19 protein-coding genes and 3 pseudogenes are annotated in these 24,633 nt (G+C 68.1%); 13 read left to right on the plus strand and 9 right to left on the minus strand.

Going from position 1 to position 24,633, the window contains the following annotated elements:
- The first annotated feature begins 513 nt into the window (after positions 1-513).
- Together HDC93_RS38895 and HDC93_RS38900 are read left to right on the plus strand one after the other, a co-directional pair.
- A pseudogene (locus HDC93_RS38895) lies at positions 514-1,164 on the plus strand (reverse transcriptase domain-containing protein).
- A gap of 141 nt (positions 1,165-1,305) precedes the next feature.
- Positions 1,306-1,599: a group II intron maturase-specific domain-containing protein gene (locus HDC93_RS38900; protein WP_260419863.1), complete on the plus strand. Its 294-nt coding sequence runs from the start codon at positions 1,306-1,308 to the stop codon at positions 1,597-1,599.
- Here the strand turns inward: HDC93_RS38900 and HDC93_RS38905 are convergent.
- On the minus strand, positions 1,541-2,224 hold the full coding sequence (locus tag HDC93_RS38905) for a hypothetical protein (RefSeq protein WP_260419864.1): 684 nt from the start codon (positions 2,222-2,224) through the stop codon (positions 1,541-1,543). The two genes, HDC93_RS38900 and HDC93_RS38905, sit on opposite strands and share 59 nt — an antisense overlap.
- Positions 2,225-2,499: 275 nt before the next feature.
- On the opposite strand from HDC93_RS38905, the pseudogene HDC93_RS31575 reads away from it, so the two are divergent.
- From HDC93_RS31575 to HDC93_RS31620, 10 genes and pseudogenes are all read left to right on the plus strand, one after another.
- A pseudogene (locus HDC93_RS31575) lies at positions 2,500-4,341 on the plus strand (APC family permease).
- 124 nt (positions 4,342-4,465) lie between these two features.
- On the plus strand, positions 4,466-4,603 hold the full coding sequence (locus tag HDC93_RS31580; RefSeq protein WP_185014254.1) for a hypothetical protein: 138 nt from the start codon (positions 4,466-4,468) through the stop codon (positions 4,601-4,603).
- Positions 4,600-4,689, plus strand: a complete 90-nt coding sequence (gene kdpF / locus HDC93_RS31585; protein WP_037722934.1) for a K(+)-transporting ATPase subunit F — start codon at positions 4,600-4,602, stop codon at positions 4,687-4,689. The genes HDC93_RS31580 and kdpF overlap by 4 nt, the downstream gene beginning before the upstream one ends.
- Before the next feature lie 8 nt (positions 4,690-4,697).
- Complete coding sequence (gene kdpA / locus HDC93_RS31590) at positions 4,698-6,359, plus strand: potassium-transporting ATPase subunit KdpA (protein WP_185014255.1); 1,662 nt, start codon at positions 4,698-4,700, stop codon at positions 6,357-6,359.
- On the plus strand, positions 6,359-8,479 hold the full coding sequence (gene kdpB / locus HDC93_RS31595) for a potassium-transporting ATPase subunit KdpB (RefSeq protein WP_185014256.1): 2,121 nt from the start codon (positions 6,359-6,361) through the stop codon (positions 8,477-8,479). Before kdpA ends, kdpB begins: the two co-directional genes overlap by 1 nt.
- Positions 8,480-8,503: 24 nt before the next feature.
- Positions 8,504-9,172, plus strand: a complete 669-nt coding sequence (locus HDC93_RS31600; RefSeq protein ID WP_185014257.1) for a potassium-transporting ATPase subunit C — start codon at positions 8,504-8,506, stop codon at positions 9,170-9,172.
- A gap of 131 nt (positions 9,173-9,303) precedes the next feature.
- Entirely contained in the window at positions 9,304-9,987 is a 684-nt protein-coding gene (locus HDC93_RS31605; RefSeq protein ID WP_185014258.1) for a response regulator, read from the plus strand.
- A gap of 12 nt (positions 9,988-9,999) precedes the next feature.
- A complete protein-coding gene (locus tag HDC93_RS31610) occupies positions 10,000-12,540 on the plus strand; it encodes a DUF4118 domain-containing protein (protein ID WP_185014259.1) in 2,541 nt (846 codons plus the stop codon).
- 1,425 nt (positions 12,541-13,965) lie between these two features.
- Positions 13,966-14,160, plus strand: coding sequence for a ribbon-helix-helix protein, CopG family (locus HDC93_RS31615; protein WP_185014260.1), 195 nt, complete (start codon positions 13,966-13,968; stop codon positions 14,158-14,160).
- Positions 14,157-14,549 (plus strand): type II toxin-antitoxin system death-on-curing family toxin, encoded by a 393-nt coding sequence (locus HDC93_RS31620; RefSeq protein WP_185014261.1) that lies wholly within the window; start codon positions 14,157-14,159, stop codon positions 14,547-14,549. Before HDC93_RS31615 ends, HDC93_RS31620 begins: the two co-directional genes overlap by 4 nt.
- Before the next feature lie 437 nt (positions 14,550-14,986).
- On the opposite strand, the gene HDC93_RS31625 is transcribed toward HDC93_RS31620, so the two are convergent.
- Both HDC93_RS31625 and HDC93_RS31630 read right to left on the minus strand, forming a co-directional pair.
- Positions 14,987-15,874, minus strand: a complete 888-nt coding sequence (locus HDC93_RS31625; protein ID WP_185014331.1) for an IS3 family transposase — start codon at positions 15,872-15,874, stop codon at positions 14,987-14,989.
- The gene (locus HDC93_RS31630) at positions 15,871-16,170 is read right to left on the minus strand and encodes a transposase (RefSeq protein WP_185014262.1); all 300 of its coding nucleotides are present in this window, start codon (positions 16,168-16,170) and stop codon (positions 15,871-15,873) included. Before HDC93_RS31630 ends, HDC93_RS31625 begins: the two co-directional genes overlap by 4 nt.
- A 183-nt stretch (positions 16,171-16,353) precedes the next feature.
- On the opposite strand from HDC93_RS31630, the pseudogene HDC93_RS31635 reads away from it, so the two are divergent.
- Positions 16,354-16,902: pseudogene (locus tag HDC93_RS31635) on the plus strand (WD40/YVTN/BNR-like repeat-containing protein); the annotation flags it as partial.
- A 98-nt stretch (positions 16,903-17,000) separates the two neighbouring features.
- Here HDC93_RS31635 and HDC93_RS31640 read toward each other — a convergent pair.
- From HDC93_RS31640 to HDC93_RS31665, 6 genes are all read right to left on the minus strand, one after another.
- Positions 17,001-18,647 (minus strand): ricin-type beta-trefoil lectin domain protein, encoded by a 1,647-nt coding sequence (locus HDC93_RS31640; protein ID WP_185014263.1) that lies wholly within the window; start codon positions 18,645-18,647, stop codon positions 17,001-17,003.
- Between the two features lie 85 nt (positions 18,648-18,732).
- Positions 18,733-20,145 carry a non-reducing end alpha-L-arabinofuranosidase family hydrolase gene (locus tag HDC93_RS31645; protein WP_185014264.1) on the minus strand — a complete coding sequence of 471 codons (1,413 nt, stop codon included), beginning with the start codon at positions 20,143-20,145 and terminating at the stop codon, positions 18,733-18,735.
- 187 nt (positions 20,146-20,332) lie between these two features.
- Positions 20,333-22,639, minus strand: coding sequence for a beta-L-arabinofuranosidase domain-containing protein (locus tag HDC93_RS31650; protein WP_185014265.1), 2,307 nt, complete (start codon positions 22,637-22,639; stop codon positions 20,333-20,335).
- 275 nt (positions 22,640-22,914) lie between these two features.
- The gene (locus HDC93_RS38910) at positions 22,915-23,070 is read right to left on the minus strand and encodes a hypothetical protein (RefSeq protein ID WP_260419865.1); all 156 of its coding nucleotides are present in this window, start codon (positions 23,068-23,070) and stop codon (positions 22,915-22,917) included.
- A gap of 512 nt (positions 23,071-23,582) precedes the next feature.
- Positions 23,583-24,041 carry a hypothetical protein gene (locus HDC93_RS31660; RefSeq protein WP_185014266.1) on the minus strand — a complete coding sequence of 153 codons (459 nt, stop codon included), beginning with the start codon at positions 24,039-24,041 and terminating at the stop codon, positions 23,583-23,585.
- Positions 24,042-24,045: 4 nt separating this feature from the next.
- The gene (locus HDC93_RS31665) at positions 24,046-24,609 is read right to left on the minus strand and encodes a hypothetical protein (protein WP_185014267.1); all 564 of its coding nucleotides are present in this window, start codon (positions 24,607-24,609) and stop codon (positions 24,046-24,048) included.
- Between the last annotated feature and the right edge of the window lie 24 nt (positions 24,610-24,633).

A 24,633-nucleotide genomic window follows, 5' to 3' on the forward strand; every position in this document is an offset into this window, starting at 1 on the left:
ACCGCCTCAAGGCCATCGAGCGAGAGAACGACGTGGCCTGACACCTGGGGACGTTCGTCCGTACGCAACTGGGGAGAAAAGTCCGTACGCCGACAGCTGATTTCGTGCGGAACGTGGGAAGACATGCTTCGATGCCTCAACTCTGTGTTTTTCACGCAGTGTTGTGAAAGGGAGCCTTCCAAGCGGACAACCCGTGAGGAACTGAGTACCGATGCGAAGTGTGTTGGCGGACCGGTTCGTAGTAGCCGTGAACCTCCTGCTGGGCGCGGTGGGAGCGGAGCGAAGGGACCGGATTGTCCGTGGTTCGTTTGTTCGGTCAACCAGGAGTTCCCTGGGAGGAGCTGCGTGGGCGAGCTGAAGTCACAGATCAAGCCGTTCGAGATATCAAAGAAGGAGGTCTGGGAGGCGTACCTGAAGGTCAAGGCCAATCAGGGTGCTCCGGGGGTGGACGGCTGCACGATCGAGGAGTTCGAGAAGGATCTGAAGGGGAACCTCTACATGATCTGGAATCGAATGTCTTCGGGCAGCTACTTTCCCCCTCCGGTGAAAGGTGTGGAAATCCCGAAGTCGCATGGCGGCGGGGTTCGTTTGCTCGGTGTGCCCACGGTCGCGGACAGAATCGCCCAGACGGTGGTGGCCGCTCATCTGGAGAAGCGTGTGGAACCGGTGTTCCATCCCGACTCCTACGGCTACCGTCCGGGCAGGTCGGCTCTGAACGCGGTCGACGCATGCCGACGGCGGTGCTGGAAGAAGAAGTGGGCCGTCGATCTCGATGTCGCAAGATTCTTCGACAGCGTCCGCTGGGACCTCGTCATCAAGGCGGTGGAAACCCATACCGATGCCGCGTGGGTCGTGTTGTATGTGAAGCGGTGGCTTGCCGCTCCACTGCAACTTCCCGACGGCCATTTGCGGTAGAGAGACCGCGGAACCCCACAGGGATCAGCGGTTTCTCCCGTGCTGGCGAACCTGTTCCTGCACTATGCATTCGACCTGTGGCTCTCCCGGAACTTTCCGGACGTCCAGTTCGAACGCTATGCGGATGACGCAGTCGTGCACTGCGACTCCGAACGCCGGGCCCGTGCGGTCCTGACGGCGATCGGGGACAGGATGGAAGAGGTCGGCCTGCAACTGCACCCGGCCAAGACCCGGATCGTGTACTGCTGAAGAGACGGGCGCCACGATGATGTCGCGGCAACGTCGTTCACCTTTCTCGGTTTCACGTTCCAGCGTCGTCCAGCGCGAGACCGGAACGGAAAGATCTTCACTTCTTTTCTTCCGGCGCCCAGCAAGGACGCCCTCAAGAAGATGAGCACGGAGGTCCGTTCCTGGAGGCTCCACATGCACATCGGCTACACCCTCGGCGAGTTCGCGCGATGGCTCAACCCCATCATTCGTGGCTGGATGCAGTACTACGGTGCGTTCTATCGCACCGAGTTGTATCCCCTCCTCAAGCGCATCAACTACTACCTGATGCGCTGGGTCCGCAAGAAATACCGGCGGCTGAAGACCTTCAAGGATTTCCACCGGCGATGGAAGCAGGTCACCACCGCGTACCCGCTCTTCTTCGCTCACTGGAAATGGGTCCAGTCGATCTGGTGATCAGGATAATAGGAGCCCGGTGACGGGAGACTGTCACGCCGGGATCTGTGGGAGCCCGGGGGTGAATTCCCCCCCGGGCCACCCGACCGCGGGCTGTTTCGCGGTCCACGCGCTCCGAGAGGCGTCGCAAGGCGGTGGCGCCGCAGAGCAGCAAGCCGTCGGCGGCGGCCTTGCGGGCTCCCCGCTCCAGGCAGAACCACAGGCGCGGGTGGCGCACCAGAACCTCGGGGTCGATCTCGGCACGGTTTCCCAGGCGATCGCGCAGCAGGAGCCGTTGAGAGACCCCGTCAAGGCAGCGGACCGACACCAGCAGATCCGTCCGGACCCGGTGCGTGCGGACCAGGCCGCGCGTGGTCAGCCAGTGGTTGCCCGCGGACACGCGCTGGGGGTAGAGCACAGCGTAGAGCAGTCCGGTGAGGGCGGACCACAGCACGGCCCGCCATGGCGTGATCAGGCCGGAGCCCCAGTCGAGGAGGAGGAGGAAGGCCAGCAGTACGCCGGCGTAGTAGGCAGCGCTGCGCAGTTCATGTGCGCGCTCGAGGTCGTTCGTCGCCTCACCGGTTCCGTCGGGGTCCTCCGGCCGGGCGTCGAGTCGTCCTCCGTGTGCATCGTCACGGCGTCCCATGACCTGGACGCTAGTGAGCCCGGGCTGTCGACCGGCGCGCCTTGACGCGGCTCTGACGGATGCCGAACGGCATCTTGCCCCGACGTCGCCTCTCACCGGCCGAGCCGTCAGGCAGCCGGGGCGAGGCGCTCGGTCGTCGCCCACGTCACTCGCGTATCAACATCCCGTCAAAGTTGGCCGCCCGGGCGCGAAGAAGGCGCAAGGAACGGTCGGATGCGATGGGAACCGGACAGAACCTGGGTGCACTCGCACACTTCCCGAAGGAGCACCCGTCCATGACCGCAGTGACCGCCCAGCCGGATGCCGCGCCCGCCGGCGAGGAACCACCCGATACCGGTGAGCGCCACCGGCTGACCGCCGTCACCGGCCTGGCCGCCCTGTCCCTGGACGCCATGGCATCAGTGGCCTACGGGCCCGAGGCCATCGTCCTGGTCCTGGCCGCCGCGGGTGCTCACGGTCTGGGCTTCACCCTGCCGGTCACGCTGGCCATCGCCGCGCTGCTGGCGGTGCTGGTCGCCTCCTACCGTCAGGTGATCGCGGCGTTTCCGGACGGCGGCGGCTCCTACGCCGTCGCCAAGGCGCATTTGGGCGCGCGCACGAGCCTGGTCGCCGCCGCCTCGCTCGTCCTGGACTACGTCCTGAATGTCGCGGTCGCCGTCACCGCCGGAGTCGCCGCCCTGACCTCGGCCTTCCCTGCCCTCCACGACGACCGGCTGTAGCTGTGCCTGGCCGTGCTGACGCTGATCACGGCAGTGAACCTGCGCGGCATCATGGAGTCGGCGAAGGTGTTCATCGTGCCGACCGTCGTCTTCGTCGGCTCGATCGTCGTGCTGATCGCCGTCGGCCTGTTCCGGTCCGAGCCGGTGAGCACGGCGACCGCGGCGGGCCACCCCTCCGTACTCGCCGACAACGCCACCGCCGTGGGTGCCCTGCTCCTGCTGAAGGCTTTCGCTTCGGGCTGCTCCGCCCTGACCGGCGTCGAGGCCATCGCCAACGCCGTTCCCTCCTTCCGCGTCCCCCGTGTCACGCGCGCTCAGCGCGCGGAGGTCGCGCTCGGAGCCGTCCTCGGCGTGATGCTGACAGGGCTGTCGGTGCTGATCACCCGGTTCCACCTCCAGCCGGTCGAGGGCGTCACGGTCCTCGCCCAGCTCGCGGACGCCTCCCTCGGCCACAACGGGGCGTTCTACGTCGTCCAGTTCGCGACCATGATCCTGCTGGCCCTCTCCGCGAACACCTCGTTCGGCGGGCTGCCGGTGCTGCTGAAGCTACTGGCCCGCGACAACTACCTGCCGCACGTCTTCGCCCTGAAGGCGGACCGCCAGGTGCACCGGCACGGCGTGCTCGCGCTCGCCGTGGTCGCGTGCGCGCTCCTGGTCTTCTCGGGCGGTGACACCAACACCCTCGTGCCGCTGTTCGCCATCGGTGTCTTCGTCGGCTTCACCGTCGCCCAAGTCGGCATGGTCCGGCACTGGCGCCTCCAGCGAGGTCCGGGACGGCGGGGCAAGGCACTCCTCAACGGCTTCGGCGGGCTGCTCACCGGAGTCTCGGCCCTCGTCGTCACCGCGACCAAGTTCGAGGAGGGCGCCTGGCTGATCGTCATCGCCCTGCCCCTGCTGGTCGTGGCCTTCCAGACCGTGCACCGCACCTACGCCCGCATCGGTGAGCGTCTCGGCCTGGGCCGGATCCCCGAGATCCCGCACCGCGACCGCTCGGTCGTGATCGTGCCTGTCTCCTCGATCTCCCGTCTGACCTCCGAGGCGCTGACCGCCGCGGCCTCCCTCGGCGACGAGGTCCGAGCGGTGACCGTCTGCCACCCCGACCCGGAGGACCGCGCCGCCCTGTACGCGCTGGAGCTGGCCTGGACGGAGTGGGACCCCGGGGTGCCGCTGGTCAGGCTGAACAGTGAGCACCGGTCACTGGGCCGTCCCATCGCCGCGTACGTCCGCGAGGTAGGCGCCGCCGAGCCCGGCGCGCGCGTCACCGTGCTGATCCCGGAGACCGAGCCGGAGCGGCTGTGGCAGCGGCTGCTGCAGAACCAGCGCGGCGCCGTCGTCGCGCACGCCGTGCGGCGGGAGACGGACGCGGTGATCTGCCGTCTCCGTTTCCGGCTGTTGTGAGGCCGGATCTCCTGCCTCAGGGCGAGTCCGATCGCCCGGTCGGACCGGGCGGCGTCAAGGTTCCGTCAAAGCCGTCGGCCTCGCCGTCAGGGAGGCGTCAACGACCGGCCTGATCCGGCCATCGATGCGCTTTCCTCGGATCGTCCGTATCAACCGAACCTCACTCCAGGAGTTCGCGATGGCCGATCTGGCCTTCGTCGTCGTCACGATCGCGGGTTTCGCACTCGTGGCTCTCGCAGCCAAGGGGGTGACGAAGCTGTGACCGCCGAGAACATCGTCGGCCTCGTCGTGGCCGTCTCCCTGCTGGGTTATCTCGTCCTCGCCCTGATCTTCCCGGAGAGGTTCTGAGACAAGAGATGGGTCCCGTACTCGCCGGCGTGCTCCAGCTGCTCGCGCTCGTAGCGGCGCTGGCGCTCGCTCACAAGCCCCTCGGCACCTACATGGCCAAGGTGTACTCCTCCGACAAGCACCTGCGCGTCGAGAAGTGGATCTACAAGGGCATCGGTGCCGACCCCGACACGGAGATGCGCTGGCCCGCCTACCTGCGCGGCGTCCTCGGCTTCTCCCTGGTCGGCGTCCTGTTCCTGTACGCCCTCCAGCGGCTCCAGGGGGTCCTGCCCGGCTCGCTCGGCTTCGCCTCGATCGACCCGGACCAGGCGTTCAACACGGCCGTGTCGTTCGTGACCAACACGAACTGGCAGTCGTACTACGGCGAGCAGGCCATGGGCCACGTCGTGCAGACCGCCGGCCTGGCCGTGCAGAACTTCGTCTCCGCCGCCGTCGGCATAGCCGTCGCGGTGGCGCTCGTGCGCGGCTTCGCCCGCTCGCGCACCGGTGAGCTGGGCAACTTCTGGGCCGACCTGGTGCGCGGGGTGGTGCGCATCCTGGTGCCGCTGGCGTTCGTCGCCGCGATCGTGCTGGTCGCCTGCGGCATCATCCAGAACTTCTCCGGGATCCACGAGGTCGGCCAGTTCATGGGCGGCACGCAGCAGTGGAACGGCGGTGCGGTCGCCTCGCAGGAGGCCATCAAGGAGATCGGTACCAACGGCGGCGGCTACTTCAACGCCAACTCCGCCCACCCCTTCGAGAACCCCACCCCGTTCTCCAACCTGTTCGAGATCTTCCTGATCCTGCTGATCCCGTTCTCGATCACCCGGACCTTCGGCCTGATGGTCGGCTCGGTCAAGCAGGGCTACGCGATCCTCGCCACCATGGCCACCATCTGGCTCGGCTTCGTCGCGCTGATGATGTGGACCGAGTTCTCCCACCACGGTCCGGCCTTCGAGCTGGCGAACGGAGCGCTGGAGGGCAAGGAAGTCCGCTTCGGCGTCGGCTCCTCGTCGATCTTCGCGGTGTCCACCACGCTGACCTCCACGGGCGCGGTGGACTCCTTCCACTCCTCCTTCACCGGCCTCGGCGGCGGTATCACCATGCTCGGCATGATGCTGGGCGAGATCGCGCCCGGCGGTGTCGGCTCCGGCCTCTACGGCATGCTGATCATGGCGATCATCGCGGTGTTCATCGCCGGTCTGATGGTCGGCCGCACGCCCGAGTACCTGGGCAAGAAGGTCGGCTCCCGGGAGATCAAGCTCGCGGCCTGCTACATCCTGATCACCCCGGCGCTGGTGCTCGTCTTCACAGCGTTCGCGATGGCGCTGCCGACCCCGGCGAACTCGATGACCAACAGCGGGGCGCACGGGTTCTCCGAGATCCTGTATGCCTACACGTCCGGAGCCAACAACAACGGCTCGGCGTTCGCCGGCCTGAACGCGGACACGCAGTGGTTCAACACCACGATCGGCCTGGCGATGCTGCTCGGCCGCTTCCTGCCGATGGTGTTCGTGCTGGCGCTGGCCGGCTCGCTCGCCGAGCAGAAGCCGGTCCCGGCCACCGCGGGGACCTTGCGCACGGACAAGCCGCTGTACACCGGGCTGTTGGTCGGCACGATCATCATCATCACCGGTCTGACGTACTTCCCCGCCCTCGCGCTGGGACCGCTGGCCGAAGGGCTGGCGTGATGACCACCGACGTAAAGAAGCAGGACTCCATGTCCACTCCCACCCTCGCTCCCCACCAGGACGCCCCCACCGGACACAAGCCCGCCGAGGGGCGTGTGGGCGCCGGCCTCTTCGACCCCAAGCAGCTTCTCAAGTCGCTGCCGGACGCCTTCCGCAAGCTCGACCCGCGGGTGATGGTCAAGTCCCCCGTGATGTTCGTGGTGTGGATCGGCTCCGTGCTGACCACGGTCTTCTCCTTCACCGACCCCGGCGACTGGTTCGGCTGGACCATCAGCGCCTGGCTGTGGCTGACCGTGCTCTTCGCCAACCTGGCGGAGGCCGTCGCCGAAGGCCGGGGCAAGGCCCAGGCCGACACCCTGCGCAAGGCCAAGACCGACACGGTCGCCCGCCGCCTGGTGGGCGACCGCGAGGAGCACGTGCCCGGCACCGAGCTGAGGATCGGCGACCCGGTCGTCTGCGAGGCCGGCGACATCATCCCCGGTGACGGAGACGTCATCGAGGGTGTGGCCTCCGTCGACGAGTCGGCGATCACCGGTGAGTCCGCGCCCGTGATCCGCGAGTCCGGCGGCGACCGCTCGGCGGTCACCGGCGGCACGAAGGTCCTCTCCGACCGGATCGTCGTCAAGATCACGACGAAGCCCGGCGAGACCTTCATCGACCGGATGATCAACCTGGTGGAGGGCGCGGCCCGGCAGAAGACGCCGAACGAGATCGCCCTCAACATCCTGCTGGCTTCGCTGACCATCGTCTTCCTGCTCGCGTGCGCCACGCTGCCACCCCTGGCGGACTACGCGGGCACCCACCTGACGATGGTCGTGCTGGTCGCTCTCCTGGTCTGCCTGATCCCGACCACGATCGGTGCCCTGCTCTCGGCGATCGGCATCGCCGGCATGGACCGCCTGGTGCAGCGCAACGTGCTCGCCATGTCCGGCCGCGCGGTCGAGGCCGCCGGTGACGTCTCCACCCTGCTGCTCGACAAGACCGGCACCATCACCCTGGGCAACCGGCAGGCCGCCGAGTTCGTGCCGGTACGCGGCACGACCGAGGCACAGGTGGCCGACGCGGCACAGCTGTCGTCGCTGGCCGACGAGACACCCGAGGGCCGCTCGATCGTCGTCCTCGCCAAGGAGAAGTACGGCCTGCGCGAGCGCCACCAGGGCGAACTGGTGGGTGCCGAGTGGATCGCCTTCACCGCCCAGACCCGCATGTCGGGGGTGGACGTCGACGGGCGCAAGATCCGCAAGGGCGCGGCCGGTTCGGTCATCTCCTGGGTCCAGGAGCAGGGCGGCACCATCGCCGAAGACGCCGACGAGATCGCCAACCGCATCTCCGAGGCGGGCGGTACGCCCCTGCTCGTCGCGGTCGAGGACGCGCCCGGGGCCCGTGTCCTGGGCGTCATCCACCTCAAGGACGTCGTCAAGCACGGAATGCGGGAGCGGTTCGAGGAACTGCGCCGCATGGGCATCAAGACTGTCATGATCACGGGCGACAACCCGCTCACCGCCAAGGCCATCGCCGAGGAGGCGGGCGTCGACGACTTCCTCGCCGAGGCCACCCCCGAGGACAAGATGGCCCTCATCAAGCGGGAGCAGGCGGGCGGCAAGCTGGTCGCGATGACCGGTGACGGCACCAACGACGCCCCCGCGCTCGCCCAGGCGGACGTCGGCGTGGCCATGAACACCGGCACGTCGGCCGCCAAGGAGGCCGGCAACATGGTCGACCTCGACTCCAACCCCACCAAGCTCATCGAGATCGTCGAGATCGGCAAGCAGCTCCTCATCACCCGGGGTGCGTTGACGACGTTCTCCATCGCCAACGACGTCGCCAAGTACTTCGCGATCATCCCGGCGCTGTTCGCCGCGGTCTACCCGGGCCTGGACAAGCTCAACATCATGGGCCTGTCCTCACCGGACTCCGCGATCCTGTCCGCGGTGATCTTCAATGCCCTCGTCATCATCGCCCTGGTGCCGCTGTCCCTGAAGGGCGTGCAGTACCGGCCGGTCAGCGCGGACAGGCTGCTGCGGCGCAATCTGACGATCTACGGCCTGGGCGGACTGGTCGCCCCCTTCATCGGCATCAAGCTCATCGACCTGCTCATCTCCCTCATCCCCGGGCTGTAACTTCTTGAAAGCGTGCTGAAGGCCATGAACAACTCCGTATCGAACACCGCCCGGCTGCTCGGGGCGGGCCTGCGCGCCCTCCTCGTGCTGACCCTGGTGACCGGCGTCCTCTATCCGCTGGTCGTCACCGGCATCGCGCAGGGGCTGTTCAACGACAAGGCGAACGGCTCCGAGATCAAGGCGGACGGCAGGGTCGTCGGCTCGTCCCTCATCGGGCAGGCGTACAACCTGCCGCTGAAGAAGGGGCAGGAGACCCCGGCACCGGACCTGAAGTGGTTCCAGGGCCGACCGCAGAACGGCCTCGGCACCAACAGCGTCAACACCCAGTACAAGCTCATCCTGTCCGGCGCGACCAACCGGTCAGGGGACAACGAAGAGCTCATCCAGTGGGTGAAGGACGCCAAGGCCGCCGTCGTCAAGGACAACTCCACTGGCACCTACCGGGTGAAGCCGTCCCAGGTGCCCGCGGACGCGGTCACCTCCTCCGGCTCCGGACTGGACCCGAACATCTCCCCGCAGTACGCGGACCTCCAGGTCCACCGGGTCGCCGAGAAGAACGGCCTGTCCACCGCCGAGGTGCACAAGCTCGTCGACGAGCACACCGAGGGCCGCACCCTCGGCTTCATGGGCGAGCCGCGCGTGAACGTCCTCGAGCTCAACATCGCCCTCAAGGAACTCGCGGCGAAGAGCTGATGACGTTACGCGATGTCCTCGGGAGCCGGCGGCTTCGGGAACATCCCGGACCCGCCGGCTCCCGCAGCCGCGACGTCGGGCGCCCCGCTTCCGGGCGTGCACGGCACGACGTACAGGAGAGGCAGACACCCATGACCCGGGTGCTCGTGGTCGAGGACGACCCGCAGCTGGTGCGGGCCCTCGTCCTGAACTTGCAGGCACGTCACTACGGCGTGGACGCGGCTCCCGACGGGGCCACGGCCCTGCGGCTCGCCGCCGCACGGCAGCCCGACGTGGTGCTGCTCGACCTCGGTCTGCCCGACATGGACGGTGTCGACGTCATCAAGGGCCTGCGCGGCCGGACCCGCGTGCCGATCCTGGTCCTTTCCGCCCGCCAGGGGTCGGACGAGAAGGTGGCCGCGCTGGACGCCGGTGCCGACGACTACGTCACCAAGCCGTTCAGCATGAACGAACTGCTGGCCCGGCTCCGGGCCGCCGTACGCCGTACCGAGACAACCCCCGCCGGTCCGGCGGCGACGCTCGTCGAGACCGACGACTTCACCCTCGACCTGCTGGCCAAGAGGGCGGTGCGCGACGGGAAGGACGTGCGGCTGACGCCGACCGAGTGGCACCTGCTGGAGATCCTCGTGACGAGTCCGGGCCGGCTGATCACACAGAAGCACCTGCTGAAGGAGGTCTGGGGCGTCTCGCAGAGCAGCAAGACCAACTACCTGCGGGTCTACATGGCCCAGCTGCGGCGCAAACTGGAGAAGGACCCCTCCCACCCCCGCTATCTGATCACCGAGCCCGGCATGGGCTACCGTTTCGAAGGCTGACCGAGGAACGACATGGCACGCGGCAAGCTCCGGATCTACCTCGGCGCGGCACCCGGCGTCGGCAAGACGTACGCGATGCTGTCGGAGGCGCACCGCCGCATCGAGCGGGGCACCGACTGCGTGGTCGCCCTCGTGGAGCACCACCACCGGCCGCGCACCGAGGTGATGCTCCACGGTCTCGAACAGGTTCCGCGCACGGAGCTCGACCACCGTGGCGCCAGGTTCACCGAGATGGACGTGGACGCCGTTCTGCGCCGCGCCCCGGCGGTCGCCCTGGTGGACGAGCTGGCCCACACCAACGTTCCCGGGTCCCGCAACGCCAAGCGATGGCAGGACGTCGAGGAACTGCTCGCCGCAGGCATCGACGTGATATCGACCGTCAACATCCAGCACCTGGAGTCCCTCGGCGACGTCGTCGAGTCGATCACCGGGGTCCGGCAGCGCGAAACCGTACCCGACGAGGTCGTCCGGCGTGCCGACCAGATCGAACTGGTCGACATGTCCCCGCAGGCGCTGCGCCGCCGCATGGCACACGGCAACATCTACAAGCCGGACAAGGTCGACGCGGCGCTGTCCAACTACTTCCGGCCGGGCAACCTCACCGCCCTGCGCGAACTGGCTCTGCTCTGGGTCGCCGACCGGGTCGACGCCTACCTGACCAAGTACCGCAGCGAGCACCGGGTCTCCGCCATCTGGGGTTCGCGGGAGCGGATCGTGGTCGGCCTCACCGGTGGTCCGGAAGGGGGCACCCTGATCCGTCGCGCCGCACGACTGGCCGAGAAGGGCGCCGGCGGGGAAGTCATGGCCGTCTACATATCCCGCAGCGACGGCCTCACCGCCGCTTCCCCGAAGGAGCTGGCTCTCCAGCGCACCCTGGTCGAGGACCTGGGCGGCACCTTCCACCACGTCATCGGCGACGACATCCCCGCCGCCCTGCTCGACTTCGCCCGCGGCGTGAACGCCACCCAGATCGTCCTCGGTGTGTCCCGGCGCAGGAGCTGGCAGTACGTCTTCGGGCCCGGCGTCGGCGCCACGGTCGCCCGCGAGTCCGGCCCCGACCTCGACGTCCACCTCATCACGCACGCCGAGGCCGGCAAGGGCCGCGGCCTGCCCGTGGCGCGCGGCGCACGCCTCGGTCGCACGAGGGTGATCAGCGGCTGGCTGGCCGGTGTTCTCGGCCCCCTCCTGCTCGCCTGGCTCCTGAACAGCGCCGTGCCCGACGTCGGCCTCGCCAACGACATGCTGCTGTTCCTGTCCCTGACGGTGGCGGCGGCCCTGATGGGCGGACTCCTGCCGGCGCTGGCCTCCGCCGTGGTCGGATCGCTGCTGTTGAACTGGTTCTTCACCTCGCCCGTCCACACCCTGACCATCGCCGACCCGCAGAACATCGTCGCCATCGTCGTCTTCGTCGGTGTGGCCGTGGCGGTGGCCTCGGTCGTCGACCTCGCCGCCCGCCGCACCCAGCAGGCCGCCCGGCTGCGGGCCGAGTCGGAGATCCTTTCGTTCCTCGCGGGGAACGTGCTGCGCGGCGAGACCGGGCTGGAGGAATTGCTCGAACGAGTCCGCGAGACCTTCGGCATGGAGTCGGTGGCGCTGTTGGAGCGGACCGGCGAAACAGCACCTTGGACCTGCGCCGGCAGCGTAGGGCCCCGGCCCGCCGGCACACCGGACGACGCGGACGTCGATGTCCCCGTCGGCGACCACATGGCCCTGTCCCTGCGCGGCCGGGTACTGCCGGCCGCCGACCGGCGGGTCCTGGCCGCGTTCGCCGTACAGGCCGCCGTCGTCCTGGACCGTCAGCGACTCAAGGGCGAGGCGGACCGGGCGGAGGAACTGGCCGAGGGCAACCGCATCCGCACCGCGCTGCTCGCCGCCGTCAGTCACGATCTGCGCACCCCGCTGGCCGGAATCAAGGCCGCCGTCTCGTCACTTCGGTCCGACGACGTCGAGTGGTCCGAGGAGGACGAGGCGGAGCTCCTGGAGGCCATCGAGGAAGGGGCCGACCGGCTCGACCAGCTGGTCGGCAACCTGCTCGACATGTCCCGTTTGCAGACCGGCACGGTCACACCCGTACTGCGCGAGACCGACCTCGACGAGGTCGTCCCCATGGCGCTCGGCGGTGTCCCCGAGGACAGCGTCGAGCTGGACATCCCCGAGACACTGCCCATGGTCCAGGTCGACCGGGGACTGCTGGAGCGGGCCGTCGCCAACGTCGTCGAGAACGCCGTCAAGCACAGCCCGCCGGGGGAGAAGGTCCTGGTCTCCGCCAGCGCCCTCGCCGACCGGGTCGAGGTGCGGATCGTCGACCGCGGCCCCGGGGTGCCGGACGAGGCCAAGGAACGCATCTTCGAGCCGTTCCAGCGTTACGGCGACTCACCCCGCGGTGTGGGTGTGGGCCTCGGCCTCGCGGTCGCACGCGGCTTCACCGAGGCCGTCCGCGGCACGGTACACGCCGAGGACACACCCGGCGGCGGCCTCACCATGGTGCTCAGCGTCCCCATGGCCCCCGGGCGGCTGGACCAGCCGGCGCTTCCGGCCACGGCCGGGTCCTGAGGGCCCCGGGGCAGCGAGGTCCCGAGGGCGTGTGACCGGACGGTGTTCCGCCGGGACGGCCGGATGCCGCCGGCGGCACCGTCAGTGACCCCTGAGCAGTCACCGCACCGGCCGCGGTCCGCCGCGCGGCACCGGGCCTTGTGGAGCGCGCGGGGCGCGGCGGTGTCACTGCCCGCTGAGCCGCCAACCCCAGGACGGTCGCGAGCTGCCGAGCGCGGGCGGACCCGCCGACGCTTCCACACTCTGGCTGCCGAGGGGCACCCGTCGGCCATCAAGCGCGCACCCGCCTCCCGCGCCTGTACCGCACGGTGTCCGACGGCCGTTGGGTGACATCCCGGTCCCTCCGCACACCGGCTCCGTGGCCCCTCCCGCCGACCACCGCGTCAGCGATCCGTACGGGTCGACGGCACTGGCGTCAGCGTCCCGTCAGGACCGGACCGGACCGCGTGGCACCGGGCATAACGTCGATGACGGGCCCCGGACCGCCTCCCCGCGTTCCGGGGCCTCCCGGACTCCGCGCTTCGCGCAAACCTCTCAGGAGACACCCCATGGCAGAACTCCTCTCCGACGACGACCCCGACCCCTCCTGTCGTGTTCCGGCCGGACCCCTGTACGTGCCGGTCGGCCGGGGCCCATCGGGTGCGCGATACGGGTTTTCCGCACCTCGATCGGCGAGCGCACCGCCCTCGGCTTCACCTCCTGGCGCCGGCTGAACTAGTCCGGCACAGGCACGGCATGGGACGCCGCGAACTCGGACCCACCCACCACGCCGCATTACGCCACTCGCCCTGCCCCGTGGCCCTCGTGGGCGGCTACTGTTTTTTCCCCTGAAGGTCGGTGTCGTGATCAGGCGGACCCGTGACGCTCGTTTGACGCTCCGAGTCCCGACGGCCCCTCATGCGAGCACGTAGACCGCCTCTGACCTGCTGTTTCCTTATCCGTGCCCAGGGTGACGTGTTTCCGATGACGCATCATGTGGAGTGTGTGGCGATTCTGGAGCCGGTGAAGAAGGACGCCTGACCTGCGGCTTTGCATTTCAGGTGGTCAGCTCGACCTGTTTTCGCTCGCGGAATGCATCGACTGAGGTTCGTTTGTGCAGAACGGTCTGAGCTGCAGCGTCAAGGGCTGGCGCGGGTCTCGCGGCGACGTGGCGATGATCGGATGACGCTCGAGCATCGGAAATCTCCACCTCGCGGACCTCCCCGGCCCTGGGCCGCGCGGACCGGGGCCGTCGGCACGGGCAAGGACTCCGGTTCGGGGGTCCGGCTGCACCTCACCCGCGGCGGCGTGTGCTGCTGCCTCGGCGCACCCACCTTGGAACCGAGACCGCGGCCCGACGAGGCACGAAGGACGGCGTTGTGGTCCGAGCGCTTGAGTGGCTGGTATCACCTCGCCACCCAGATACCAGTCCGGTATCATTCCTGTATGGCGATGACACTCCGACTCCCCGACGACCTTGACGCGAAGCTCACCGAGCGAGCTCGTCGGGAGCGTCGCAGCAAGCAGGAACTTGCCATTGAGGCCATCCGTGACGCCCAGAATCGGGCCGAGCTGAGGGTCGATGACGTCCTGGCCGAACTCATGGACAGCGATGCGGAGATCCTGGACTACCTGAAGTGACCGAAGTGCGCTACATCCAGATCGACGAGATCCTGGCCATCGCTCGCACGGTCAACGATACCGAGCACAGCGTGCGTGACATGGGACTTTTGGTGTCAGCGATCGAACGGCCCCGGACGAACGTGTTCGGGGCCGAGCTGTATCCCACGCTGCACGAGAAGGCGGCGGCACTGCTGCACTCCGTTGCCCGCAATCACGCGCTGATCGACGGCAACAAGCGCACAGCCTGGCTCGCCATGCGTGTCTTCCTGCGGCTCAACGGCGTCAGCGCCGATACCGTCCCGCCACCCGTCTCCATTGCCGGCCCGTTCGTCGAGGAAGTCGCGCAGGACAACATCGATGTACCGGCCATTGCCAAGCGCCTGTCGGCCTGGTTCCCCGTTTCCTGACGTTCGACGTCGTGGGTACGGGACGGGATGCAGTTCCGGGAGCGGTGCTGGCCCCTGGCAGCCCGCCGGGCGGACTGATCCCGTTCTTGTAGGACCCGTTCGTTCAGCGGGCTGATTCGTATGCTTTCGCGAGATGGGGCAGCGGGTCCGATCGGCGCGACATGGCGTCCTGAGAGCGCCTTCCCGTTTGGACGGCAGGCAAGGTCCACATTGGCTACGGCGGTCTCTTCTCAACCAACACCCGCCCCTGCCTTCCCAGCGGTCACGGAACGCGCTGTCCGTGCCCCTCGCGCGCCCCGTGCGCACTGAGCCGGTCCTTTCGCCTCGAACAAGCTGTGTCTGCGGTGATCCACCGTCCACGTCCACAGCTTGGAGGGGGGCAAGATGCCGGAGGAGTGGATACGTGAAGTTTCCCCGTGATCTCGGATACTCGTTCGTTATGCCGCGAGGGCGTGCTGGTGTCGTTGTCTGGTCTCGGCCGGGGTGAGGTAGCCGAAGGTCTTGTGTTTGCGTGGGCGGCGGCGGTTGTAGAAGGTCTCGATGAAGGTGAAGACCTCGGCTCGGGCGGTGGCCCGGTCGGGCCAGGTCCGGGTGCCGATCTCCTCTTTGAGCAGGGCCCAGAAGCTCTCCGCGGCGGCGTTGTCGAAACAGGATCCGGTGCGTCCGCAGCTTTGCCGAAGCCCCAACTCGCGTATGCGGCCGCGGAATTGGGTCGAGGTGTACTCGCTGCCGCGATCGCTGTGGATCACGCAGCCGGGCTCCAGTCCGCTGCGGCCGTGGGCCATGTCGAGGGCGTCGACGACGAGTTCGGCGCGGTGGTGGTCGGCCATGGCATAGCCGACGACCTCGCGGGTGGCCAGGTCCAGCCAGCAGGCGAGGTAGAGCCAGCCCTCGGCGGTGGGCAGGTAGGTGATGTCGCCGACCAGCTTGGTGCCGGGCCGCTCGGCGTGGAAGTCGCGGCCGATCAGGTCCGGGGCCGGCTTCGCCTTCTTGTCCGGCCGGGTCAGCGAGTGGTGCTTGCGGCGGGTGACGCCGCGGATGTCGCGTTCGCGCATGATGCGGGCGATGCGCTTGCGGTTCACCCGCTGCCCCAGGCGCCGAAGTTCGGCGTGGATACGCGGGACGCCATAGGTCTTCCGGGAGGCGATGTGCAGCACGGTGATCTCGTGCGCGAGCGCATCGTCGGCCGCCTGGCGCCTGCGGCGGGCGGCCTCGCCCTCGCGCCAGGCGTAGTAGGAGGAGCGGGCCACGTGCAGCACCCGGCACAGCAGGCTGATCGGGTAGTTCGCCTTCTCCGCATGGATGAACCGGTACAGCTCGCTCACCGGTCGTTCTCCTTCACGAAGAAGGCGGTCGCCTTTTTCAAGATCTCGATCGTCTGCTGCTGTTCGCGGTTCTCCCGCCGCAGCCGCTTGAGCCCCTCACGCTCGGCGCTGGTCAGCTCGCCGGAGGCGCCCTCTCCCCGGTCGGCCTTGGCCTGGCGGTACCAGCCGCGCAGGGACTCGGAGCTGATGCCGAGTTCCCGGGCGACGGCTGTGACCGTCTTGCCCGAGGAATCGACGAGCGCGATCGCGTCCCGCAGGAACTCCTCGGTGTACCGCTTCGTGTACTTGCTTCCCACCTGGTGCTACTTCCTCTGGAACCTCAGATCCCAGTCTCCAGGTGTCCACGATCAAGGGGAAGCTTCAGACTCGCTGATTTCTTGATTCCCCAGGTTGCGGGGCGGGTCGTGCCGACATGTTTCCGTAGGTCCACCGTGTAGAGCATGCTGCGGGTCCCCCGCCTCGTGCCTCACCCGCGGGTTCGCAGCGGGGGCCTGGGCGACGACGCCGTGGTCGTCGCCGACCGCTCCTCGGCCAGGACCTTCTACTCACCGTCCGGCGGCACGCTCTACGCCGGCACCGACGGTGGCGCGACCTTCACCGCTCGCGCCACCGGCCTGCCCTCCGGCCGGCTCACAGCGGTGCCCGGCATCGCCGGAGACCTGTGGATCGCCGGCAGCACCAAGGGGCTGCTGCACTCCACCGACGGCGGCCGCACCTTCACCACGCTCAAGACGGTGCAGGCCGCCTCCGCCCTCGGGTACGGCAAGGCCAAGCCCGGCGCCCGCTACCAGGCCCTGTACCTGGTCGGCACCGTCAAGGACGTCACCGGAGTCTTCCGCTCCACCGACAAGGGCGCCACCTGGCTCCGCGTCAACGACAAGGGCGCCACCTGGCTCCGCGTCAACGACAAGGCACACCAGTGGGGCGCCATCGGCGGCGTCGGTGTCATCACCGGGGACCCCGACACCTACGGCCGCGTCTACGTCGGCACCAACGGACGCGGCCTGCAGTACGGCGACCCGTCCTGACCTTGACACCCGAGCGGGGCCGCAGGCACTACCGTCTGCGGCCCCGCCATGGCCGGTGTACTTCGTGAACCTGCCAAGCCGGCCTGAGCGGTGACGGGTTACGGGAGCGTGGTCCACTTCTGGTTGTTCTGGCCGTTGCAGGTCCACAGGATGACCGGGGTCCCGTTGGCGGAGCCGGCCTCCTTGGCGTCGAGGCACAGCCCGGCGCGGACGTTGCGGACCGACCCGTCGGAGCCGACCGTCCACTTCTGGTTGTCCTGGCCGTTGCAAGGCCAGATGACGACCGGCGTGCCGTTGGTGGTACCCCGGCCGGAGGCGTCCAGGCACTTGTCGCCGTAGACGCGGATCTCGCCTGTGGCCCAGCTGCTCCAGAGCTGGTTGGCGGCGGTGTGGCAGTCCCACAGCAGCGTCTTCGACCCGGCCGCGGTGGCCGCGCCGTCCACGTCCAGGCAGCGGCCGGACCCGCCACCGCGCAGGCGCCCGGTGGTGGAGGCCAGCGGGCTGCCACCGGTCATCTTGTACACGGCGACACCGTGTGCCGGGACGCTCGCGGAGATCTGCCCGGAGGTGCTCGACGTGCCGCCGGTCCACAGGTCGGTGAGGGTGAACGACCCCCCGGTCAGGCCGACCTGCGTGGCCGCGGCCGTGATGGTCGCGGTGCTGCTCCCTCGGTTGAACAGGCCCACGGCGACCGAGCCGTCGGACAGGCGCTTGGCGAACACCTCGGTGTCGCCGTCGTCGCGCACCCGGCGACCGCCCGCGCCCAGCGAGTCCTGGTTCACCGCCAGCAGACGCTGGTTGCGCAGGATCGCGCTCACGTCACCGGACATGGTGCGGATGTCGTTGCCCGCGATGAGCGGGGCGCCCATCAGCGCCCACAGTGCGAAGTGGGAACGGGACTCGGTCAGTGACAGACCGGGGCGGCCGACGACGAGCATGTCGGGGTCGTTCCAGTGGCCCGGGCCCGACTGTGCCGCCAGGGGCGCGGTGATGTCCAGGACGTTGCCGACGCCCATGGGGTAGCTGTTGGTGTTGCCGTTCTGCCAGATGTCGAGCAGGTCCTCGGTCGTCCGCCACAGGTCGGCGACCTGTCCCCAGTCGTAGGTGGCGCCGGTGGGGGAGTGGAAGCTGTTCGGGTTGATGCTGTAGACGATCGGACGGCCGGTGGCACGCAGGGCGTCGCGCATGGTCGTGAACTGCGCGATCTGCTCGCTGAGACTGCCGCTGCCGGAGCACCAGTCGTACTTGAGGTAGTCCACGCCCCAGGAGGCGAACGTGGCGGCGTCCTGGGCCTCATGACCCTTGCTGCCGGTGGAGCCGGGGTAGGTGCCCACGCCCTGGGCGCATGTCTTCTCGTTGGGCGCCTGGTAGATGCCGAACTTCAGGCCCTTGCCGTGGATGTAGTCCCCGAGCGCCTTCATGCCGCTGGGGAACTTGGTCGGGTTGGACCGCAGGTTGCCCGCCGCGTCGCGCTGGGGGTCGAACCAGCAGTCGTCGACGACGACGTACTGGTAGCCCGCGGCCTTCATGCCCGAGGACACCATCGCGTCAGCGGCCTGGCGGACCTGGGCCTCGGTGATCCCGCATCCGAAGCTGTTCCAGCTGTTCCAGCCGAGCGGCGGGGTGAGCGCGGGGCTGCCCGGCGCGGCCTGGGCGGTCGTGCCGACGGAGGCCGTGGCGCAGGCGCTCAGCGTCAGCGCGGTCGCCGTGAGGAGCCGCAGCAGTCGTCTGTGCAGGGGAACCATGGGGGGTTCCTTCCTGGCCCGCAAGCGGTAGCCGCTTTGCGGGCCTGATCGGCGGGTCAGGAGTGTGTGATCACGTGCGCGCGGGTCAGCGTCGCAGGGTGAGGAGCCCCGGCCGGTACGGCAGTTTCAGGTAGTCGGTGCCGTCCGATGCGGGGGTCCTGCCCTGGTAGAGGAACTGCAGGTTGCAGGGGTCGACGGTCATGGTCTGGTCGGGGTTGGCGCGGACCAGGTCACCGTGGCTGATGTCGTTGGTCCAGGTGGCACCGCTGTTGGCCTTGCCTGCGAAGGGGCTGCTCTCGCTGCCGGCCTGCAGTGTCCACGGGCCGTTCAGGCTGGAGGCGGTGAAGGAGCGGAAATAGCGGCCGTTCGCACCCATCGCCTCAACGATCATGAGGAACTGGTTCTGGCCCTTGACCTTGTAGACCTCCGGCGCCTCGAACAGCTTCTCCTTCGTGTCGCTCATGACCGTGGTGTACGACGAGCCGAAGCTGCCCGGGAAGTTCCCGAGCGGCATGGTCGACTTGTAGATCTTGCCGTTGTCATCGGCGAAGAACATGTACATGTTCTGTTCGTCGGCGATCATGGTCGGGTCGATCGGGCCGCTTTCGGGGAGGCTGCCGGTGAACAGCGGCTGCGGGGCGGACCAGCCGTTGGGGTTGGTGGGGTCGCTGGACGTGCGATAGGTGAAGGGCCAGGCGGTACCCCACCCGTTGGAGGTCAGCACCCAGACGTTCTTGGGCGCGAAGTAGAACAGTTTGGGCGCCACCGCCAGGCCCGGGCTCATCCCGGTCTGCGTGGCCGTCGCCATGTCCGACCAGTTCGTGAAGGGACGGAACGCCATCGTGCCCCACGACGATCCGTCAGAGGTGGTCGCGTAGACCAGCTGCTTGCCGTTGTACGGCACGGTGGTGAAGTCCTTCAGCGCGACCCAGCCGTTCGACGGCTGCGCCAACGGGCCGGTCGACGACCAGCGGTACGCCGACGGAAGAGCACACGTGTCGCCCGGTGGCGCGGACAGCCCCGTCCACTTCTGGTTGCTGCCGCCGTTGCAGTTCCAGAGCTGCACCGCCGTGCCGTTGCCCGTGGCACCGCCGCTGACGTCCAGGCAGAGCCCGGACTCCACTCCGACGATCGTGCCGTCGGAGTTCACCCGCCACTGCTGGTTCGCGCCGCCGTGGCAGGCCCAGATCTGCACCCGCGTACCGGCCGAGGTGGCGTGGCCGGGCACATCCAGGCACTTGTTGCCGTACACGGTCAGCTGGTTGTTGTCCGTCAGCGTCCACCGCTGGTTGGTCCCGCCCGTGCAGTCCCAGATCTGCAGGTTCGTGCCGTCCGTCTGGCCGGCGTTCGGCACATCGAGACACCGGCCGGAACCGGCGCCGCGCAACGAGCCGCTGGTGGCCGCCTGAGCCGGGTTGGCGACGAGTGTCGCCGCCGAAGCGACCAGGGCCGCGAGCACCACAGACAGATGCCTGGGGCTGAAACAACGTCCGCGCATAGGGGTCTCATTCCTCGAGTGAGCGGTTCCGGTCGGCCCCGTCAGAGGCTGTCCGGACTGTTGATGCGCTATGACCTGACCTCGGCGTTCGCCGTATCGGACGCCGAACGTCCGATACGTCGAACAGTGGTCGAAGTCTCGCGCAGGCGGGAGCGGAGAGAGTGACCACGATCTGTTTGCGGGGGCGTCAGTTCCGCACGAGGCGCCAGCGGTTGTCGGCGGTACCGTCGTCCGGATCCTGGACCGCGAACGCGCCGACAGCGGTGGAGTTGTTCGCGATCGCGAGCAACTTGCCGCTGTGCACGTTGCGGATCTTGTAGGTCCCGTCTTGCTGGTCGATCAGCGTCCAACGATGGTCGGCGGTGCCGTTGTCCGACCACTGCAGAACGGTCGCGTTGTCCGCCGTGGACATGTCCTGGAGACCGAGCACCTTGCCGCTGTGGGCGTTGCGGAAGCGGAACCCGTTTCCGTCTGGGACCATGTGCCAGTCGTGGTCGGCTGTGCCCGAGTCGTTCCACTGCAGAGCGCGGCCGCCGTCGGCCGTGGACATGTTCTGGATGCCCAGCACGAGACCGCTGCCCACGTTGGCGAGACGGACGGTGCTGCTGGTGCTCCAGTAGACGGTGTAGTTGTGGCCGTGTGCGTCGTGGAAGGGGCCCAGGTTGACGGTGGAGCCGTTGGCGGTGGCGGTGAAGGCGAGCGACGTGTTGCCGGTCCGTCTGATCGAGGACGTGTCCAGTGTCGGCAGGGAGTCGAGCGCGGAGTTGCCGTAGTCGCCGGACAGGATCACCGGACCGTAGGTGATCGCGGCGACGTTCGCGTCGTCGTTGGCCGCTCGCATGACGACCCGCATGGGAAGGCGGACGGTGACCGTGTCGCCGGAGGTCCAGGAGCGACTCAAGGTGGCGTAGCTGCCGGGCGTGGTGGTGATGTTCTGCGCCGCGCCGTTGACGCTGACGGTGGCCCCGGAGGTCCAACTCGGGATGCGGATGCGCATCGCCCAGGTTCCGCTGACGCTCCCGGTGACCCGCAGGGTCGTGGTGTCGCTCACGGGATAGGTCGTCGTCTGGGTGACGGTGATGCCACGCTCCGACCAGTCGAGCACCGAGGGCGCGAACATGTTCACGATCAGCGTGGTGTCACTGCGGTAGTAGAGGGAGTCCATCAACCTGGTGTGCATCTCCAAGCCTGTGCCCTGGCAGCACCAGAAGGTGCTGTAGTCGGTGCTCCACGTGCCGCCGCCCCACGCCGGGCCCACACCTCGTCGGCCTCCAGGGTTGAGCGGGGTGAAGTAGGTGACGTGGCCGTGGTCGTCTGCCGGGTTCTGCTGGCCGATCATCTGGTTCAGCCACGCCCGCTCGTAGTAGTCGAACAAGGCGGCCCGATTCGGGTCCAGCGCGAACAGTTCCCGGGTGAGGGTGAGCATGTTGAAGGTATTGCAGCTTTCGCACGTGTCCTTGTTCAGGTAGTCGGCGATGGCGTTCGGGGCGCGGAAGTGCTCCGCCTGGCTGTTGCCGCCGATGGCATAAGTGTGGTTGCTGACACAGAAGTTCCAGGCATGGGTGGCGATATCCCGGTACCGAGTGGTGCCGGTGGCCTTGAACTCCCGGGCGGCCCCGATCCACTTGGGTACCTGCGTGTTGGCGTGCAGTCCGCTGAGCTGGTCCTGGTTGGACGCCAGAGGGTCGAACACCGCTGCGTGATCGAACCGTTGGGCGACGGTGAGCCACCGCGCGTCGCCTGTCTGCTGGTAGAGATCGGTCAGCACGGCGTTCATGCCGCCGAACTCCGTCTGCAGCATGGCTTGCATCTGCCGGCCGCTGAGCCGGCCGGTACGCCGGTCGACCCACCCTGCCAAGGAGAGCAGGACGTCACGGGCTTGTGTGCTGCCGATGTGGCGCCACACATCCAGCAGGCCGGCCAGGGTCTTGTGGATGGTGTAGTACGGCACGTTGCCGTTGCTCAGTGTCCGCTGCTCGAGAGCGGCGAAGTCGGACTCGGGGTAGCCGGAGAGATACCCGGCGCCGAAGCCGGCGGCACTGTTGTTGGCCTGGCATTTGGATAACTCCGCAACCATATGGGTTGCCTTGTCCCGGCAGACGGTGTCCCCGGTGACGGCGTAGAGCTGTGCCCAAGCCGTGAGGAAGTGCCCTTGGGCGTGGGTGCGGAAGGGGAACGTCGGCGCGTCCCAACCGCCGTTCGCAGTCGCGCCGTTGGTGGACAGACGGTGGTTGGCGCGGAAGTTGTACAGCAGCCGGTCGACATCGACGAACCGCAGGTAGTTCCGCGTACGGTCCTGGTTCTCCAGCCAGCGGCTCGCGGTGAGCCGGACCTGGCCGAGCGCGAAGGGATGCGCGGACACCCCGATGGCGGCCCTTGCGGGAGGGACGGCCGCTCGGGCAGACGATGCGTCGATGAAGGAATCGGTGGCGGAGGCGGCGGCCGTGGCCCCGACTACTTGCAGAAGACGCCGTCTGCTGACGGAGGAAGACATCTCGCACCTCTCGGTGGGGGAAGGTGACTGCTTGGTCTCCGGCGCGTTCGCTCACAGGTCGGGCGGTCGGGCGGTCGGGCGGTCGGGCGGTCGGGCGGTCGGGCGGTCGGGCGCGACGCGTCACGTGCTCATCCGTTGGGGTCTCGGTTCGATCAACCCTCGCGAGTGATACCTGGGATGGATTAACGGATACGGACGTTGCTCCTGTCTAGTCTCGCGACACGGAAGACTTGCCTCCTTGCGGGTTTCGTCTGGCTCACGCCTCTGACGTCGCGTCACATATGGGAGTACCGGGCCGGCCAGGGCGCGCAGCACATGCCACAACTGGAGGAGCAGGTCTGGGCCTGGTTCAGGTAGCGGGGCAGGTCGTCGCGCAGTCCCTCGTGCAGGACAGTGCGGTACAGGCCCATGCGCTGGCGAGGCTTGCTCATGTCATACGAGGTCATCCCCGGCCAGGCCATGTGCGGAGGCGGCTCTACGACCCTGGGCCGTGCAACTCCCCCAGCGACTCCGGCGGGCGCCGCCGGAACTTTTCCCTGTGCAGCGCGAGATCCTCGCCTCTCCGCCCCCGAGAGTTCATGATGAGCCAGCCAAAGCCGGCCAGCCGACCGGCCAGCCGGCCAGCCTCACGAGTGAGCGGAACGGAGCCTGCTGGGGCAACGGGGTCGTGCCAGCTCGGTCTGCCCCGAGTGGGCGGGATGCTGTCGACCGTGACGCTCACTCGACGCTCCGGGAGCACTCACGCTGCGCGGCAACCCGAGTGGCTGACCAACTTCGCCCCCAAGTGCTGAGAGGGTTCAGCAGTTGCTCGACGGCCTCCATATCATCTCGGAGACGACATTCTGGCAAGGGTTACTGGAACATCTGAGATCGGTCCTAGTCGGTGAAGTCACCGGGGAACATTGCTTCGTCAAGGAAGGCGGGGCGGACCCCTCGCGGATCGTCATGGGGCGGCCTTCCGTTTCCGGGGGAGCGGGGGAGGCATCAGATGCCGACGGGCCACGACCGCGAGCAGGACATAGGCGAGCACCGCCAGCACGACCGTGATGATCCACGCGCGTGATCCGGTCGGGTTATAGACCCGCCCCGCGTTGCCCACGTCCACGGCGGGCGCCGTCTGTCCGGCCTCGAACGTGTCACGGCCACTGCCGTACAGCTTGACGCCCTCAAGTTCCACGGTGCCGTCGTCGGACTGGAACGTTCCCAACCACTCGCAGGTGGTGTGCCCAGCGTGCCCGAAGCACATGAGGCGGGTTGCGGTGAAGGTGCCCCGTGGCCCGTCAGTCGTGGCGGCCCTGGCGGCGGTGCCGAGATTCGGCACCGACATCCAGAAGAGAAGGATGCCTGCCAGCAGGAGCAGCAGGGACACGAACCCGGAGGGCTTCCTCCCGTTCGTAGCCATGCGTTCAGTCCTTCGGCGCGCAGGCGCACCGTGCGGTGACGTTGTCCGGCCGGTTTGCGCTGGTGTGCAGGTACATCGCCACCACCATGGGCACCGTCACCAGGGTGTTGTAGAAAAGGTGCAGTTCCACCCGGGGCAGGATCAGCTGAACCAGGCTCGTCGGGGCGGCCTTGCCCAGCAGGTGCGCGCCCGCGAGCACCTGGATCAGGAGCAGCAGGTGCTCCAGGTGGTGCCACACCTGCATGCCGAGCGACACCTTCCACCAGGTGCCCGAGCGGCCGGTGAAGCCAGGACGCAGGAGGAACAGGCCGACCATCATCACCAAGGCGTAGCCGTAGTGCATCCATTCCGAAGTGACGAGCCACGGGAAAGGAACCCCGAGCACGCCGCGTGCTTCCGGGATGGGCCAGCCCAAGACGTAGATCTGGTACGCCTGGACCAGGTGCTCCGCCCAGTGCGCGACGACGATGACCAGGAAGACGCGCAAACCGAGTTGATGATGACGGCTGTTGAGAGAGTCGAGCCCCCCGCGCAGAGTGTGCGGTGACGCTCCCGTGCTGATGGCCATGCCTGAACCTCCGCGGTCAGGGAA

Origin of the sequence: Streptomyces sp. AK010, assembly GCF_014207295.1 — a bacterium.
Classification (GTDB): Bacteria; Actinomycetota; Actinomycetes; order Streptomycetales; family Streptomycetaceae; genus Streptomyces; species Streptomyces massasporeus.